The organism is Sphingorhabdus sp. EL138, assembly GCF_945882965.1.
Classification (GTDB): Bacteria; Pseudomonadota; Alphaproteobacteria; order Sphingomonadales; family Sphingomonadaceae; genus Sphingorhabdus_B.
Map to the genome: position 1 here is coordinate 15888 of NZ_CAMCWY010000003.1, position 15384 is coordinate 31271.

General features: G+C 55.3%; 15 protein-coding genes. 6 read left to right on the plus strand and 9 right to left on the minus strand.

Features of this window, described 5'->3' with window-relative positions; all coding sequences use genetic code 11:
* Nucleotides 1-23: 23 nt before the first annotated feature.
* Together Q0N43_RS01800 and Q0N43_RS01805 are read left to right on the plus strand one after the other, a co-directional pair.
* Complete coding sequence (locus Q0N43_RS01800) at nt 24-566, plus strand: biopolymer transporter ExbD (protein ID WP_295441617.1); 543 nt, start codon at nt 24-26, stop codon at nt 564-566.
* Nucleotides 567-587: 21 nt separating this feature from the next.
* Complete coding sequence (locus Q0N43_RS01805; protein WP_295441619.1) at nt 588-1043, plus strand: biopolymer transporter ExbD; 456 nt, start codon at nt 588-590, stop codon at nt 1041-1043.
* A gap of 270 nt (nt 1044-1313) precedes the next feature.
* Here Q0N43_RS01805 and Q0N43_RS01810 read toward each other — a convergent pair whose 3' ends face one another.
* The 3 genes from Q0N43_RS01810 to Q0N43_RS01820 all read right to left on the minus strand — a co-directional run bounded on the left by Q0N43_RS01810 (nt 1314) and on the right by Q0N43_RS01820 (nt 4409).
* Nucleotides 1314-2624, minus strand: a complete 1311-nt coding sequence (locus tag Q0N43_RS01810) for a M20/M25/M40 family metallo-hydrolase (RefSeq protein ID WP_295441622.1) — start codon at nt 2622-2624, stop codon at nt 1314-1316.
* 75 nt (nt 2625-2699) lie between these two features.
* Nucleotides 2700-3608 carry a Brp/Blh family beta-carotene 15,15'-dioxygenase gene (locus Q0N43_RS01815; RefSeq protein WP_295441625.1) on the minus strand — a complete coding sequence of 303 codons (909 nt, stop codon included), beginning with the start codon at nt 3606-3608 and terminating at the stop codon, nt 2700-2702.
* A 45-nt stretch (nt 3609-3653) separates the two neighbouring features.
* Nucleotides 3654-4409: a bacteriorhodopsin-like gene (locus tag Q0N43_RS01820; RefSeq protein ID WP_295441627.1), complete on the minus strand. Its 756-nt coding sequence runs from the start codon at nt 4407-4409 to the stop codon at nt 3654-3656.
* A 344-nt stretch (nt 4410-4753) separates the two neighbouring features.
* Between Q0N43_RS01820 and Q0N43_RS01825 the strand changes: the two genes are divergently transcribed.
* The 3 genes from Q0N43_RS01825 to Q0N43_RS01835 all read left to right on the plus strand — a co-directional run bounded on the left by Q0N43_RS01825 (nt 4754) and on the right by Q0N43_RS01835 (nt 5782).
* The gene (locus Q0N43_RS01825) at nt 4754-5017 is read left to right on the plus strand and encodes a glycine zipper 2TM domain-containing protein (RefSeq protein WP_295441629.1); all 264 of its coding nucleotides are present in this window, start codon (nt 4754-4756) and stop codon (nt 5015-5017) included.
* A 67-nt stretch (nt 5018-5084) separates the two neighbouring features.
* Nucleotides 5085-5252: a hypothetical protein gene (locus tag Q0N43_RS01830; RefSeq protein WP_295441632.1), complete on the plus strand. Its 168-nt coding sequence runs from the start codon at nt 5085-5087 to the stop codon at nt 5250-5252.
* An 89-nt stretch (nt 5253-5341) separates the two neighbouring features.
* Complete coding sequence (locus Q0N43_RS01835) at nt 5342-5782, plus strand: hypothetical protein (protein ID WP_295441635.1); 441 nt, start codon at nt 5342-5344, stop codon at nt 5780-5782.
* A gap of 97 nt (nt 5783-5879) precedes the next feature.
* On the opposite strand, the gene glnA is transcribed toward Q0N43_RS01835, so the two are convergent.
* From glnA to Q0N43_RS01865, 6 genes are all read right to left on the minus strand, one after another.
* Nucleotides 5880-7292: a type I glutamate--ammonia ligase gene (gene glnA, locus Q0N43_RS01840; RefSeq protein WP_295441638.1), complete on the minus strand. Its 1413-nt coding sequence runs from the start codon at nt 7290-7292 to the stop codon at nt 5880-5882.
* 46 nt (nt 7293-7338) lie between these two features.
* Nucleotides 7339-7677: a P-II family nitrogen regulator gene (locus Q0N43_RS01845; RefSeq protein WP_125231011.1), complete on the minus strand. Its 339-nt coding sequence runs from the start codon at nt 7675-7677 to the stop codon at nt 7339-7341.
* A 172-nt stretch (nt 7678-7849) separates the two neighbouring features.
* Complete coding sequence (locus Q0N43_RS01850) at nt 7850-10042, minus strand: PQQ-dependent dehydrogenase, methanol/ethanol family (protein ID WP_295441643.1); 2193 nt, start codon at nt 10040-10042, stop codon at nt 7850-7852.
* Between the two features lie 71 nt (nt 10043-10113).
* Complete coding sequence (locus tag Q0N43_RS01855) at nt 10114-10779, minus strand: DJ-1/PfpI family protein (protein WP_295441646.1); 666 nt, start codon at nt 10777-10779, stop codon at nt 10114-10116.
* 21 nt (nt 10780-10800) lie between these two features.
* Nucleotides 10801-11988 carry an acetyl-CoA C-acyltransferase gene (locus tag Q0N43_RS01860; RefSeq protein WP_295441649.1) on the minus strand — a complete coding sequence of 396 codons (1188 nt, stop codon included), beginning with the start codon at nt 11986-11988 and terminating at the stop codon, nt 10801-10803.
* Between the two features lie 95 nt (nt 11989-12083).
* A complete protein-coding gene (locus Q0N43_RS01865) occupies nt 12084-13820 on the minus strand; it encodes a class I adenylate-forming enzyme family protein (protein WP_295441652.1) in 1737 nt (578 codons plus the stop codon).
* A gap of 131 nt (nt 13821-13951) precedes the next feature.
* Here Q0N43_RS01865 and Q0N43_RS01870 point away from each other — a divergent pair, with 131 nt between their 5' ends.
* Nucleotides 13952-15361, plus strand: a complete 1410-nt coding sequence (locus tag Q0N43_RS01870; protein ID WP_295441961.1) for a coniferyl aldehyde dehydrogenase — start codon at nt 13952-13954, stop codon at nt 15359-15361.
* Nucleotides 15362-15384 lie beyond the last annotated feature (23 nt).

Consider the following 15384-nt stretch of genomic DNA (forward strand, 5'->3'; position numbering starts at 1 on the left):
TTTAGTTAGAAGAGGATTGGCCAATGGCAATCAGTTCAGGAGGCGGCGGCAGTGATGCGCCAATGTCTGACATCAACACGACGCCGCTCGTCGACGTCATGCTGGTGCTCCTCATCGTGTTCCTCATCGCAATTCCAGTCGCCATTCAAACGGTGAAAATGGACATTCCGATCATCAAGTTTGAGCCGACGAAAGCAAAGCGTGAAAATGTTTTGTTGTCAGTGACGACTACTGATGTCGCCGGACGTGACCCGGGTGATCCGGCGTATGAAGGTGCAAACCCCAATGGTGAGTGCCGCATTTACTGGAATGTTACCCCGGTTGATTCGACTGAATTGGTCGATCGTGCTGCAAAGCATCTGAAGGCCGAATTTGAAAAGCTCGGTGGCCCGGAAGCTGCTGCCGCCGGTCAAATTCTACCCGAAATGTTGCCTGAGGCGCATATCCGTGGTGACATCAACACGCCCTATCGTTGCATCGGTGGTGCAATTTACACCATGCAAATGGCTGGTTTCGCGCGCGTTGGCTTCATTTCGTCGCCATTCGAAAACGCGAATGTCCAGTAAGCAATTTAAGGAGCAATCATCATGGCAATGAGTGGCGGTAACGATGATGGCCAGCCGATGATGGAAATGAACACGACGCCGTTGATCGACGTCATGCTCGTTCTCCTCATCATGCTGATGATCACCATCCCCCCGGTTTCGCACGCCGTAAATATCGACCTTCCGGTCAACGATCCTAATGCGCCACCGCCGGACGTTCCGATCGATCCTGTTATTAACAAGATCATCATTCTTCCAGACAGCAGCATCCAATGGAATGGCACACCCGTGACAATGCAGCAGATGGAGCAATATCTGGTGCGGACTCGTTCGATGAAACCCGAGCCAGAGCTTCAGTTCCAGCCAGCCCCAACGGCGCCTTATGACACCGTTGACAAGGCACTGGTTTCTGTAAAGCGCAGCGGCATTACGAAGTTCGGATTTGTCGGCAACGAACAATATCGCGTCTTCGGTAAGGCGTCGCGTCAGGGACGGTAGTCTAAAGACTTAGAACTAATCGACATGGAAAGGGCGGTGCAGAAATGCGCCGCCTTTTTCTTTGGCTTACGTCCAGCCACCGGGGTCTGAAACGCAGGGCCATGGGTTTTATGGGCCATAAACCGGAGCCGTCGCTCCAGCGTAGCCTGGAGCCTATCGCGCCTTTCGTTTTCGGCCGACAGACGTGATGGGTCCCAGCCTGCGCTGGGACGACGGTAGTTGGGCGCGAGCGCTCCTGTCAAATGAGCCGTGCAATGGCCTCCAGCAACGCTACTTCCCGCGGGAAAGCCGCGTCATCAATATGGCCGCCCGCTTTGCTTGACGCTTGATGCTCGCCAGATCGACGGTCTCGCCGGGCGCGTGGTCGCCCTTGCTGCGGACGCCAAGGCCGACAAGTCCATCCACATCATTGGCGACGAAGCTGATATCGCCAGCACCGCGCTTCAACGGGTCAAGCACGGCCTGTTCCGCAAGCCCGAGGTCGCGGTTGACGGCATTAAGACCAGCCAGCAGCGCCTTGTTGCCATCCGTCGGCGCCATTGCGGGATAGCTTCCCGGATCAAAGCTGATCGTCGCTGTCGTTTTGGGGGCCGATACGGCAACAATATCCAGCATTTTTGTACGGACACGTGCGCTTTGTTCTTCGGACAACGTCCGGAAATCGCCGCGCGCAATGGCCAAGCCGGGGATGATGTTGGTCTTGCCCTTTGCGCTTACGCGGACGCCGTCTGTATCAAAGTTCACTTCCTGCCCGGCGGCAACTAAGCCGACGTTAAACGTCAGGCTCTGCTCTGGCAGTTCCGTACGGAATCGGTGCAGGATGCGCGCAAGTTCAAAAGCTGCGCCATCGCCATAAGTGGTGTCGAATATCAGGGAGCTGTGTCCCGTGACGCCGGACACTTCCAATTTCCAACTATTGGACGAACGCCGCGATATAACGCCCATATCCTTGCCATTTTCAATCGAAAGCCCTTCAAAATCGAGCGCCACGTCGGCGGTTTTCCCTGCTGCGATCAACGGCGCACGGGTGATGTCAATCGGGTCGCCGGCATCCTCCTCATCCCCCGTCATATGGATTTCTATGCTTGCGTCCTTGAGCGTACCAGCCGCTTGCATCGCCCGCAAAGCAGACACGATGACGACCATGCCGCCCTTGTCATCGCCTGCACCTGGGCCGATCGCTTGCTCGCCATTACGAACAAAGGTCTGGAATGGGCTATCTGCCTCAAACACCGTGTCGAGATGGGCAATGAGCAACAGTTTCTTCGTGCCCTTCTTGCCCGCCTTGGTCGCGACGAGATGCCCCGAACGACCTGCTTTTGCCATATCGATCCATTCCACCGTGAAGCCCAGCGGCTCCAGTTCGGCCCGCATCATGTCGCCGACGGTCTTTACGCCGGGAAAATTCATGGTGCCCGAATTCTGGTTCACCAGCTTTTCAAGCAGGGTGATGGATCGCTCATATTCCGCGTCGACGGTCGCGATCATTTTGGTCTCGGGTGCAGATAATTTGGCATGCGCCGCTGGTGAAAGGGCGACGAGGGCAATGCTGCCGCACAGCATGAAGGCACGGAATTTCATAATATACTCCCGATTAAGACCCGCATGATGTGCCGTGCTTTGCCCATTGAGGCAAGGGCGTTGAACAGGCGGATTTTATGCGGGATTTTTGTCCGACAGAATATGTTCAAGAATGAAATGCGGGAAGGTGAGCGTGGATATCAAAATGAAGGCGGTCCGGATGATGCCCATGTCAGCGGGAACATCGCCCTGATACAGGAACATCAATACACCGAGGCCCAACGACAAAGCGAATACCGCGCAAATGATAGCGGTCTTCTTCAATGGTGACAGGTCGCCTGTCTCGCGTAACGCGTCGGCCATATGCCGCGGCGAATGGAGCCCGCAAAAGAATATTGCAAATGCCACAAGTGGCGGCAGTAAAAAGGCGGCGACGATGCAGGAAACCACCTCCAACGCGCTTTGCTTGTCATCATGGCCAAATGCCCAATAAGCAAAAACGAGGCTGCCCAAGGCCGCCGGGACCGACGCCGCACCAAGCAATGCGGCAATCACTGCGCCATTATCGCTGCCGGTCAGCGCTGCGAATATCATGGCGACATCGTCAGGGCTGGCAAGCGCGGGCAATGCCACTAAAGCCCATCCGACCATCATGGCCAGAAATGGGTCAACTCCGCCGCGCCAATCACGGCTGAAATGGACGATTGAAATGATGAGAAACGAGATGAGTGCAAGTTCAGGAAGTAATATCCATAAGAGCACCATAAATGCCGCGCAGAACAGATAACCGCCAATGATCCTTGTTTTACCAGCGATGCCTTTTTGCCCGAAATGGGCAGCGGCGATTTCAACGTCGAGCGTTCCGTGCGGGATTCCTGCAAGTACGATGGCGACAGCAGCCAGCATATTGACATACGTACTGTTCATACCGCCCCAAAGGCGATCAATGATCACCAGCAACAGTGTAGTCACCGGTAACGCAAACAGGCGCAGCATTTTTGAAAATGCTGCGCCTGCAGAATGCGGGTATAGTATTGCAGTCATGCAGGAGTATACGCCGCCGAAGCGGCGTACGTCCAGTGCTTCACCTTAGACCTTATCACCATATTCGGCTTGCGATTTGCGTACTGCGATCATGTAGATCAAGACGCCAACGCCAGCCTTTGCGATCAAGTCAGCAATTGTGTAGCCGACTTGTACGCCCACGGTTACGTCCGAACCGCTCAGGTTGGTGTAAGGGATCATGTATACGATTGGGTAGAAACCCCATGATGCGAAGGTCAACAAACGTGCCTTCTTCACCAGTTCGCGCACATTTTCTGGCTGGCTGTTGATTGATGCACCGAGACCAGCAAACAGTTGCCACATGATGTAGACAAAAGGAATTGCCGACAATGTGCCCCACAATACGCGGGTTGGGATGTCGGTTGCGATTTCACCTGGGTAGCCCAAGATGATCATCAGCGCTGCTGCGCCACCGAGCTTGAACGACTTCGATACGGTTTCGTCTTGGCTCAAACGCATCACGAGGATCAGTTCGATCAACAACAATGGCACGGTCAACAACCAATCGACATAACGATAGGCGTCGTTAAACGCGTAACCGCTTGCAGCCACTACGCCGCCTTCAACGGTATATGCACCTTCCCAGCTTTCGAAAATGCGGAAATAATGATAAGCGGCAATGGCTGTAACCAAGCCGGAAATGGTAAGCGCGGTTTTGTAGGCTGGGGCTACTTGCGAGCGACCTAACCACAAAAACAGCGTTGCTGCTGCCATAGTAGCAAATGTAAATGAGAATGCATTATAGACCAATGAATATTGGCCAAAAGTTAGATTTTCCACGTTTCTCTCCCCCTTTTGGCGACACCACTCAAGATGTCGGGAGCCTAGATGTTAACCAATGCGTTCGATGTGTCAACCCATCCTTTATAACATGTTTTCCCTATATTGCTCCAAATGGTCGGCTCGTTCGTCGAACTGGAGGCCGGCGCGCCAGTGTCGCATGAGAACCCCCGTATCGCCGCGGCAAATGCGGTGAAGGAATTGTTATGGCGGCAACGCGAGGGGCGGGACCAAATGGGGCTTGGGCATCTTAACGGGCACATTACCGAACGGTGGCGAAAGGGAACATTCGGGCTTGGGACCGATTACGCTTTCACGAAACAATTACGTGAAAAGAGATTCTTATGAAAAGCCGGATATTTTTCGCAGGTGTTGTACTTGCTGTCCTCACCCCTTCTGTGGTCTCTGCACAGGATGATGGTTGTCGCCGTGACGGCAGTGGCCGTATCATTGGTACAGCCGTTGGCGCAGGTGCGGGCGGCGTGCTTGGCAACGTGATTGCTGGGCGTGGCGACAAGACCGAAGGCTCCATAATCGGCGCTGTCGTCGGTGCAGTCATTGGCAATCAGGTGTCCAAATCGAACCGGGGCGACTGCCGCACCGCTTAAGGCTATTATGACGAACAAGGCCGCTGGCATGCGACGGGCGTTAGCGCCAACGAAGCACGGGGCTATTATGATCGCAACGGCAGTTGGGTTGAAGGCCAGCCAAACGGATATTATGACAATGGCCGATGGGTCACGGCGAACGGCGACCGCGCAAATGCAGGCTATGTCGACCGTGACGGCTATTGGATTCCGGCATCATCCGCTGGCTATTATGGCCGCAACAATCGTTGGGTAGGTGGCACGGCGACGGGCTATTACGACACCAACGGCCGTTGGGTTGCAGGCCCCACACAGGGACGGTACGACGCCCGTGGCCGCTGGATTGTGGGGGACACGGCCTATGCGAATGAAAACAATGCCAATTGGAACGCGGTGGAACAACCAGGATATTATACCACCGACGGCCGCTGGGTCGCGGGCCGTGCATATGGCTATTATGACTCGCAGGGACGCTGGGTTTCAACACGTCCAGGCAGTTACCAGAACAATGATAACCGTTCGAACAACCAATATCGTCCGAGCATGGGGCAATATGACCTAAACCAAATGCCGATGGATATTTCGAGCCGGATTAGCTGGATGCGCGAATATATTCGGGATTCGGTGCAATCACAGCAAATGAGCCGGGCAAGTGCGCAATATGCGCGTCGTGAGCTGACCGCGATTGAGGCGCAGAACCGCCAATTCAACCAGGACGGCCGATTTACGGCACGTGAAGAGCAGACAATACGGAGACGTTTGGATCGGCTGACCACACGCTTTTAACAAAGCGAACGTCAAGCGCGCAACAATTAAAGCCAAAAAATAAGGCCCGGCAGTCCCCCAACCGCCGGGCCTTTAGCACTAATCCGATGCGTTAGCATCAGTAGCTATAATACATGTCGAACTCGACTGGGCTTGGCGTCATTTCCCAACGGGCGACGTCTTCCATCTTGAGCTCGATATAGCTTTCAATCTGGTCCTTGGAGAACACGTCACCCTTCAACAAGAAGTCGTGATCAGCGGCCAATGAATCGAGCGCTTCGCGGAGTGAGCCGGCAACGGTTGGAACTTGCGCGAGTTCTGCCGGTGGCAGGTCATACAGGTTCTTATCCATGGCTTCGCCCGGATGGATCTTGTTCTGGATACCGTCGAGCCCCGCCATGAACAGCGCCGCATAGCAAAGATACGGGTTCGCCATTGCGTCTGGGAAGCGCACTTCGACGCGCTTTGCCTTGGCACCGGCACCATAAGGAATACGGCATGATGCCGAGCGGTTGCGCGCCGAATAGGCGAGCAACACAGGCGCTTCATAGCCGGGAACAAGACGCTTGTAGCTGTTGGTGGTCGGGTTGGAAAATGCGTTGATCGCCTTGGCATGCTTGATGATGCCGCCAATGAAAAACAGGCACATTTCCGACAGACCAGCGTAGCCGTCGCCTGCGAAGAGCGGTGTTTTGCCTTCCCAGATCGACAAATGGGTGTGCATCCCTGAACCATTATCTTCCTTGATAGGCTTTGGCATGAACGTTGCGGTCTTGCCATAAGCGTGCGCCACCTGATGCACGACATATTTGTAGATCTGCATACGGTCGGCAGTCTGCGTTAGCGTACCGAATGTCAGGCCAAGCTCATGCTGGGCGGCGGCAACTTCATGGTGATGCTTGTCGCATGGCAGGCCCATTTCCAACATGGTCGAAACCATCTCGCCACGGATGTCCATTGCGCTGTCGACAGGTGCGACGGGGAAATACCCGCCCTTGGCGCGCGGGCGGTGGCCCATATTGCCGCTTTCATATTTCGTGCCGCTGTTGGTGGGCAGTTCAATATCGTCAATCTTGTAATAAGACGTGTTGTAGCTGTTTTCAAAACGTACATCGTCGAACATGAAGAATTCGGCTTCTGGGCCGACATAGACGGTGTCGCCAATGCCCGTGGTCTTCAGATAAGCTTCGGCGCGCTTGGCGGTCGAACGCGGGTCGCGACTGTACAGCTCGCCTGTCGATGGCTCAACAATATCGCAGAAGATAATCATCATCGGCGTTGCTGAGAATGGATCAACATACACTGCGTCCAGATCAGGCTTCAGGATCATGTCGGATTCGTTGATTGCTTTCCAGCCCTCAATCGACGAGCCGTCAAACATCAGGCCGTCTTCCAATTCATCTTCGCCAATGACGCCCGCGCACATCGTTAGATGCTGCCATTTGCCCTTGGGATCAGTGAAGCGCACATCGACCCACTCGATTTCCTCATCCTTGATGCGCTTGATGATGTCTTTGGCTGAAGTGCCCATAATGCGTTCCTTCTTTCGCTTGTCTTTCTTAAGTGATTTGGATTTTTTAGACGGCATCATTATCGCGTTCGCCGGTGCGGATGCGCAGCGCAGTCTCAACGGGAATAACGAAAATCTTGCCATCGCCAATACGACCAGTTTGGGCGGCTGCAGCAATCGCCTCAACAACGCGGTCGGCAAGGCCGTCTTCAACGACAACCTCAAGCTTTACCTTAGGTAGGAAGTCGACGACATATTCGGCGCCGCGATATAATTCGGTATGGCCCTTTTGACGGCCAAAGCCCTTCGCTTCGGTCACGGTGATGCCAGATACGCCAACTTCGTGCAGCGCTTCTTTCACTTCGTCCAGCTTGAACGGCTTGATGATCGCTTCGATCTTTTTCATGGCATTTCCTTGTATGGCGCGTGACGCACAGGCTCCGCGCGCACGGATGGTTGGAATGGCTTATCAAGTATCGTGCCAGATTGGATGGCACACAAAAAGCAGATTCTAAGCGATTATGGCAATGGCACCTGCCTAAATTTTAGGCAGGTGCTAGATTCATGGGCAGCAGATTTTACTTGGCTGCCCTTTTTGCGCCTCCGCTCAAGGCCGCGTCATTCGCCTTTGCATAATGCGCGCGACTGACCACATAGGCGCGCATTTGCTCTGCCTCTTTTGGGCTAAGCACGCTGCTAAAGCTGACCATACCGTTGCTTTTCAAGATGCCGTCGATGACAACCGATTTCCACGTTGCAGCATCGGCAATCGTGCCGGATTTGCGTAAGTCAGGCAGCACGCCGTTGCCAACCGCGCCTGGGCCGTGGCAGACGAGGCAATATCGTTGATAGTTTGATCCGCCCGCTGCGATATCCGCTGGCGTCCCGAACTGTTTGGTCGGCTGCCACACATAAGGCGGGGTTTCCGGCAAGGCGGGCAAAGCAATTTTGCCGCCCAATTTCAGCACGATCAAGCGCGGCAGGTTTGGCACCGCAGCACTGGTCGCCCCTGCATAGCCCGCAACCAACGGAAAAGCACCGCCCTTGCTGGTCAGGAATGCCACATATTGTTCGCCATCCACAGTATAAGTTGACGCGCCAGAGAGCACCCCTGATTGCACATTGATGTTTAGCAATTGCTTGCCCGTGTCGGCGGCATAAGCGCGAAATTCACCCATCGCCGTGCCTTGGAACACCAGATTGCCCGCCGTCGTCATCGTCCCGCCATTCCATGACGCGGGATGATCAACGGTCCATTTGGCCTTGCCGGTTTTAGGGTCAAACGCCACCAATTTGCCAGTCGTGGCGGCCTTCACCGCTTTGACGAAATTGGTATCATCGGGCAAATCCACCGTCGCCATTGCGCCGCCAGTATTAAAGCCAAGCTTTTTACGCTCCATCTCATTAGGCGCAATCGGCGGAAGATAAGCGCCGCCAATGTATAAAGCAGGAATATAAACAAGGCCGGTCGCTGGATTAAAGCTCATCGGGTGCCAATTATGCGCGCCAAGCGCCGACGGGTTCGCCATATAAAGCTTGCCGGTTTTTTCATAGCGCGCTTCCGGATTTTCAATCGGACGTCCAGTTTTCAAATCGTACCCGGTTGCCCACGTAATGCCGTTAATGAACGGGTTGGCGGACAGCAATTTGCCATTTAGCCGGTCTATCGTGAAGAAAAATCCGTTTTTGGGTGCGTGGTAGAGAACTTTACGTTCCTTGCCGGCACGCGTTTCGGTGGCCAAGATGATCGGCTGCGTCGCGGTATAGTCCCAGCTTTCGGCAGGTGTTTCCTGATAATGCCAGACATATTCGCCGGTGTTGGGTTTTAGTGCGACGATGGAGGACAGGAACAAATTGTCGCCTTCACCATTGGAACGAATACCGTGGTTCCACGGGTTGCCATTGCCAACGCCGAGATAAAGCTGATCCAGTTCGGCATCATAGACAATGGCGTCCCACACGGTCCCGCCGCCGCCGCTTTCGCGCCAGTCACCCTTTTTGGGTTTTGCGCTCCAGGTTTTGGTCGCTGCGGTTTTCAGGATTTCGTCGCTGGCGGCATTGTCCGGTTCGCCCTTAGGATTGGGCGTGGTGTAGAAACGCCATGCCTTTTTACCAGTCGCCGCATCATAAGCAGTGACATAACCGCGTGCGCCAAATTCAGCGCCACCAAAGCCAATCACAACCTTGTCCTTGACCACGCGCGGGACGCCCGTGATGGTACCGTTTGATTCCAGATCAAGCGTCTGCGCGCTCCAATTCTGCTTTCCGGTGCTCGCATCGAGTGAGATCAGGCGACCGTCAATGGTGCCGACGAAAACGCTGCCTTTCCAGAAAGCGACGCCGCGATTGACAACGTCGCAGCAGGCCTTGACGCCGCGCGCTTTGTCGACTTTGGGGTCGAAACTCCATAATGGCTTGCCCGTTTTGGCATCATAAGCAAAAACCTTGGACCAAGCGGTGGAGATAAACATTTTGCCATCGACCACCACCGGCGTTGCTTCTTGCCCGCGCGCATCTGGTAAGTCGGCAAACCATGCGATCCCTAAATTTTGCACATTGCCGTCGTTAATCAGCTTCAACGGGCTGTGCCGCTGTTCATCATAATTGAAGCCGGTCATCGCCCAGTTGGAGCCGTCACCGCCGGTTTTCAAATAATCGCCGTCAATCGCCGCAAAGGCGGGAATGTCCGAGTCCGCCGCCGACTTTCCACAGGAACTCAGCATCATTGCCGCGCTCAAAAATGCCGCTGCGGCCAAAAGCTTTTTTGTCATGTTTTCTCTCTCCCGAAGGGAGAAGCTATGCCGATGTCGCGCGTACGTCCAGTGTGAATTTAATCGGCGGGTTAAATTATATGTTGAATGGCCGTTTTCATTTCGGACGCCGCCTTGTCGTAAACGCGCGCACGCAGATTACCGACAGTTTCATCTGAGGAACTTGCAAGCGAACCGCCGCCAAAGGGTGGCGCGGGGTCATATTCGAGCGCCAATTGGATTGTCCTTGCGACATCCTCGCCCGATATCGCCGCAATCAGTTCAAGCGCAAAATCAATGCCGGAGGTCACGCCGCCAGCGGTGATCAGATTGCCATCACGCACGACTCGCGCTGGCGCGTGCGTTGCGCCGAAAAGGGGAAGCAACTGCGTATAGGCCCAATGACACGTTGCCTTTTTGCCTTGAAGCAGCCCTGCTGCACCTAGGACGAACGCGCCAGTACACACGCTGGTGATATAATCTGCACCCTTGGCCTGTTGGCGCACGAAATCGACGATGGCTGTGTCCGCAATCGCGTCGCGGACGCCGCGGCCGCCGGGCACGCATAATATGTTCGCTTGCGGGCAATTGGCGAAGCCGGAGCGCGGCAGGATTGAAAAACCGCAGTCGGTCGTAACGGCTTGGCCGTCTTTGCTGACAACATGCACCACTGCGCCGGGCAGCCGCGACAAAAACTGCACTGGCCCGGTGAAATCAAGCTGGGTGACATTGTCGAACAGGACAAAAACGATATGCATATTGCAGCGCGTTATAACCGTTTAGATAAGCTCAATCGCAAGTGCCGTCGCTTCGCCGCCGCCAATGCACAATGCCGCAATGCCGCGTGTCTTGCCATGGCGTTGCAGAGCCGCGACCAAGGTTATGATGATCCGCGCGCCCGACGCGCCAATGGGGTGGCCAAGCGCAGTAGCGCCGCCATGCACGTTCATCTTGTCATGCGCTATGCCAAGATCGTGCATGGCGAACATGGCGACGCAGGCAAAGGCCTCGTTCACTTCGAACAGGTCCACATCATTGATGGTCCACCCGGCCTTTTCCAAGCATTTGCTGATCGCGCCGACAGGTGCAGTGGTGAACGCCGATGGTTCCTGTGCATGTGCGGCATGGGCAACGATGCGGGCAATGGTTGTTTGTCCGTTGGCATCGGCGACCGACTGACGCGTCAGGACAAGCGCCGCTGCACCATCGGAGATGGATGAGCTGGTTGCCGCGGTAATCGTGCCATCCTTGGCAAAGGCAGCTTTCAAACTCGGGATTTTGTCGGGCATGCCCTTACCGGGTTGTTCGTCGGTGTCGACAATGACATCGCCCTTGCGGGTGGCAACGGTCACGGCGACAATTTCCTGCTTGAATGCGCCATCGGCAATCGCTTTTTGTGCGCGGCGGAGCGATTCAATCGCATAGGCATCCTGCGCCTCACGCGTCAGTTGATAATCATTAGCGGTGTCTTGCGCGAATGTGCCCATGGCGCGGCCAGCCTCATAGGCGTCTTCAAGGCCATCGAGGAACATATGATCATAAGCTGTGTCATGCCCGATGCGCGCGCCGCTGCGATGCTTTTTCAGCAAATAGGGGGCGTTGGTCATGCTTTCCATGCCGCCCGCGATGACATAATCAACTGACCCTGCGGCGAGCGCCTCGCTGCCCATGATAACGGTCTGCATACCCGAACCACATACCTTGTTCACGGTCGTTGCTTGTACCGATTTGGGCAAGCCAGCCTTGATCGCCGCCTGCCGAGCAGGGGCTTGGCCCAAGCCTGCGGGTAGGACGCAGCCCATATAGATACGTTCAATCATCGCGCCATCGACGCCAGCGCGTTCCACCGCTGCCTTCACCGCCGTCGCGCCAAGGTCAGTTGCCGAAACATCGGCCAATGCCCCTTGCATCCCGCCCATGGGCGTACGGGCGTAGGACAATATGACGACAGGATCGGCGTGGTGCATGGAAGATTCCTTTGGTTTCGGTTTGGCGCTGTATAGGCCGCCGGGCCATCAAAAACAAATGTGAATCACCGCTATTGCCGCCTTAGGTCCTGACCCTAGAACAGCGTCTTCAAATCGCGTTTCAGGATCTTGCCATTGGCGTTGCGCGGCAAAGTATCTTGTGTGAAGATGATCTTTACTGGCACCTTGAACTTCGCCAGACGTTCGCTGACATAAATTCGCAGCTCCTCCTCAGTGGCGGTCATGCCGGGTGCTAAATGCACCACGGCTGCGGGTTCTTCGCCTAAGGTCTGGTGCGGTATGCCGACCAAGGCAGCGTCCGTGACTGCCGGATGCTCATAAAGAATATTTTCGACTTCCGACGAATAGATATTCTCGCCGCCGCGAATGATCATGTCCTTTGCGCGATCAACGATGAAGCAGAAACCTTCGTCATCCACGCGCGCAAGGTCGCCTGTTCGGACCCAGCCATCGACAAAGGTTTCGGCAGTTGCATCGGGGCGGTTCCAATATCCTTTGACGATTTGCGGGCCGCGTGCCCATAATTCGCCAACCGCACCAACAGCCACTTCGGTCATACCGTCCTCAGACATGATTTTCAGGTCGGACACCGCAACCGCTGGGCCGCAGCTATCGGGGCGGTTGAGATAATCTTCGGCTATATGTGAAGTGACGGTCGCCATGGTTTCGGTCATGCCCCAGCCATTGCCGGGGAACGCACCGAAGATTTCGTAAATCTTGCTTACCAATTCCGGCGCAGATGGCGCGCCGCCATAGCTGATCGCATCGATGGAACTGAGGTCATATTTTTCGCGGTCGGGATGCTCAATCAACTGCCAAGCGATAAATGGCACGCCGCCTGTGGCATTGATCTTCTCACGCTCAATAATCTCGAAAGCTTTTAATGTGTCCCATTTGTGCAGGAGTAGGATTTTGTGACCAGCCTGAATCGTGGGAATCATCGATGCCGAACAGGCGGTGACGTGGAACATCGGGATCACCAGCAAGGACGCCCGAATGCTTGGTTCAGGTAAAGCTTCGCCACGACGCAATATGGTCGCTGCGCCAGAATAAGCGCTGGAAAGGCCATTGGTGAGCAAGTTACGGTGGGACCCCAGCGCTCCTTTGGGTTTGCCTGTCGTGCCACTGGTATAGAAAATGGTGGCCGCATCATCCGGCGCGATTGCGACATCGGGCAGCGCTAGGTCGGGCAACTGGGCATAGCCCTTCGGTTCACCAATGATATTTTCGAGCGGAATAGCCGGTTCTGCCATCGCGGCCCCACCGTTACGCGTAACCATCACATGCTTTAGCGCGGGCATTTCGGATATGTGCGGCGCAATGCGGTCCCAACGTTCAGTATCGCAGATCAAAACGGCAGCGCCCGAATCAGCCATGCCAAAGGACAGCTCTTCGCCCGTCCACCATGCGTTCAACGGCACAACAATCGCGCCAGTGACGGCGGCGGCGAAAAAGGCGACTGGCCATTCGGGCAGGTTGCGCATAGCAAGGCCGACGCGGTCACCTTTTTTAACGCCGCAGTCCTGCAGCGCCTGCGCCAATGACGCGACGGCGCGGTGCCAGGCGTCATATGTGACGCGCTCATCTTCATACACCACAAATTCGCGGTCACCGAATGATGCCGTGGCATGTCCGGCAAGCGCCGCCAGATTGGGCAAAGTATTTTTCCAGACGCGCGTTGGCACGCCTTCAATCACGGCAGTTTCCATTTCAAATGGCATGCCCGGCGCGCACAAGGCTACCTTTACCTGATCCCGGGTCATCGCTGGCCAACCCGCAGGCGGCGTCCATTTTTTTCCTGCCTCGATCATCTTCTCTCCCTTCAAATCGTCACGCTTTGCGCGTGTTAGCAATGCCGATACGCCAAAATGGTTTCAATGTGCAACGCTTCGCGCTAACAATTCATCAGCCGATTAAAGGGAGAGAGAAATTGACCGCAAATATGCAGACTGTGCTTGAAAAACAGCGTGCCGCGTTTACCGCCGCCATGCCGGAACCGATGTCGGTGCGTCGCGACCGCATGGACCGTGCAATTGCGTTGCTGATCGACCATGCCGAAGATTTTGCAAAGGCCGTTTCGGCCGATTTCGGCCATCGCAGCCGCGAACAGACGCTGCTGACGGATATCATGCCTTCGGTCAGCGCGATGAAGTACGCCAAGAAGCATTTTGAAAGCTGGGCCAAGGGCGAGAAGCGCAAGCCCACCTTTCCCTTGGGCCTGATCGGTGCCAAGGCCGAGGTCGTGTTTCAGCCCAAGGGTGTGGTCGGCGTCGTTGCGCCGTGGAACTTCCCCGTTGGTATGGTGATGGTGCCAATGGCGGGCGTCCTCGCCGCCGGTAACCGCGCCATGATCAAGCCATCCGAATTTACAGAGCGGGTATCGGCCTTGTTTGAAGAACTTGTGCCCAAATATTTCGCTGAAGAGGAAATGGCGGTTTTCACCGGCGACGCTGCAGTCGGCATGGCCTTTTCCAAGCTGGCCTTTGACCATATGATCTTCACAGGCGCGACGAGCGTTGGCAAACATATCATGCGCGCTGCCGCTGACAATCTGGTGCCGGTCACGTTGGAACTTGGCGGCAAGTCGCCGACCATCATTGGCCGCAGCGCGGACAAGAAAAAGGCGGGCGAGCGGATCGCGTTGGGCAAGATGATGAACGCCGGCCAAATCTGCCTGGCGCCCGATTATCTGTTGGTGCCAAGCGATCAGGAGCATGATGTGATTGAGGCCGTGAAGGCTGGCGTCACCGCGCAATATCCAAAATTGCTGCACAATGACGATTACACGTCGGTCGTGAACGGGCGCAATTATGAACGGTTGCAGGTCTATCTCGACGATGCGCGGGAAAAGGGTGCGGAGATCATTGAGATTAACCCAGCCAATGAGGAATTTGCCACGTCCAACGGCAACAAAATGCCGCTGACCATCGTCCGCAACGTCACTGACGATATGAAGGTGATGCAGGAGGAAATCTTTGGCCCAATCCTACCCGTGATGACCTATTCATCGATGGAAGAAGCCATTGATTATGTGAACGCGCATGATCGTCCACTTGGCCTTTATTATTTCGGATCGGACAAGGCCGAGGAAGAACGCGTGCTGACGCGGACTGTTTCCGGCGGCGTTACCATCAACGATGTGGTCTTCCACAATGCGATGGAAGACCTGCCCTTTGGCGGCGTTGGGCCATCGGGCATGGGCAATTATCACGGTGCCGACGGGTTCAAGACGTTCAGCCATATGCGCGCAGTCTATCGCCAGACGGGCGTTGATGTTGCTGGCATGGGCGGGTTCAAGGCCCCTTATGGCAAGGCTACGCTCAAGACACTCGCAAAAGAGCTTAAGAAATAGCGGAACTGAAGACATAAGGATGC

Bases quoted from the DNA above. Each gene is read 5' to 3' on its own strand.
- Q0N43_RS01855 (WP_295441646.1), bottom strand. From the start codon at position 10,779: ATGCATATCGTTTTTGTCCTGTTCGACAATGTCACCCAGCTTGATTTC.
- Q0N43_RS01805 (WP_295441619.1), top strand. From the start codon at position 588: ATGGCAATGAGTGGCGGTAACGATGATGGCCAGCCGATGATGGAAATG.
- Q0N43_RS01800 (WP_295441617.1), top strand. From the start codon at position 24: ATGGCAATCAGTTCAGGAGGCGGCGGCAGTGATGCGCCAATGTCTGAC.
- Q0N43_RS01810 (WP_295441622.1), bottom strand. From the start codon at position 2,624: ATGAAATTCCGTGCCTTCATGCTGTGCGGCAGCATTGCCCTCGTCGCC.
- Q0N43_RS01865 (WP_295441652.1), bottom strand. From the start codon at position 13,820: ATGATCGAGGCAGGAAAAAAATGGACGCCGCCTGCGGGTTGGCCAGCG.
- Q0N43_RS01845 (WP_125231011.1), bottom strand. From the start codon at position 7,677: ATGAAAAAGATCGAAGCGATCATCAAGCCGTTCAAGCTGGACGAAGTG.
- Q0N43_RS01830 (WP_295441632.1), top strand. From the start codon at position 5,085: ATGATCGCAACGGCAGTTGGGTTGAAGGCCAGCCAAACGGATATTATG.
- Q0N43_RS01825 (WP_295441629.1), top strand. From the start codon at position 4,754: ATGAAAAGCCGGATATTTTTCGCAGGTGTTGTACTTGCTGTCCTCACC.
- Q0N43_RS01815 (WP_295441625.1), bottom strand. From the start codon at position 3,608: ATGACTGCAATACTATACCCGCATTCTGCAGGCGCAGCATTTTCAAAA.
- glnA (WP_295441638.1), bottom strand. From the start codon at position 7,292: ATGGGCACTTCAGCCAAAGACATCATCAAGCGCATCAAGGATGAGGAA.
- Q0N43_RS01870 (WP_295441961.1), top strand. From the start codon at position 13,952: ATGCAGACTGTGCTTGAAAAACAGCGTGCCGCGTTTACCGCCGCCATG.
- Q0N43_RS01860 (WP_295441649.1), bottom strand. From the start codon at position 11,988: ATGCACCACGCCGATCCTGTCGTCATATTGTCCTACGCCCGTACGCCC.
- Q0N43_RS01850 (WP_295441643.1), bottom strand. From the start codon at position 10,042: ATGACAAAAAAGCTTTTGGCCGCAGCGGCATTTTTGAGCGCGGCAATG.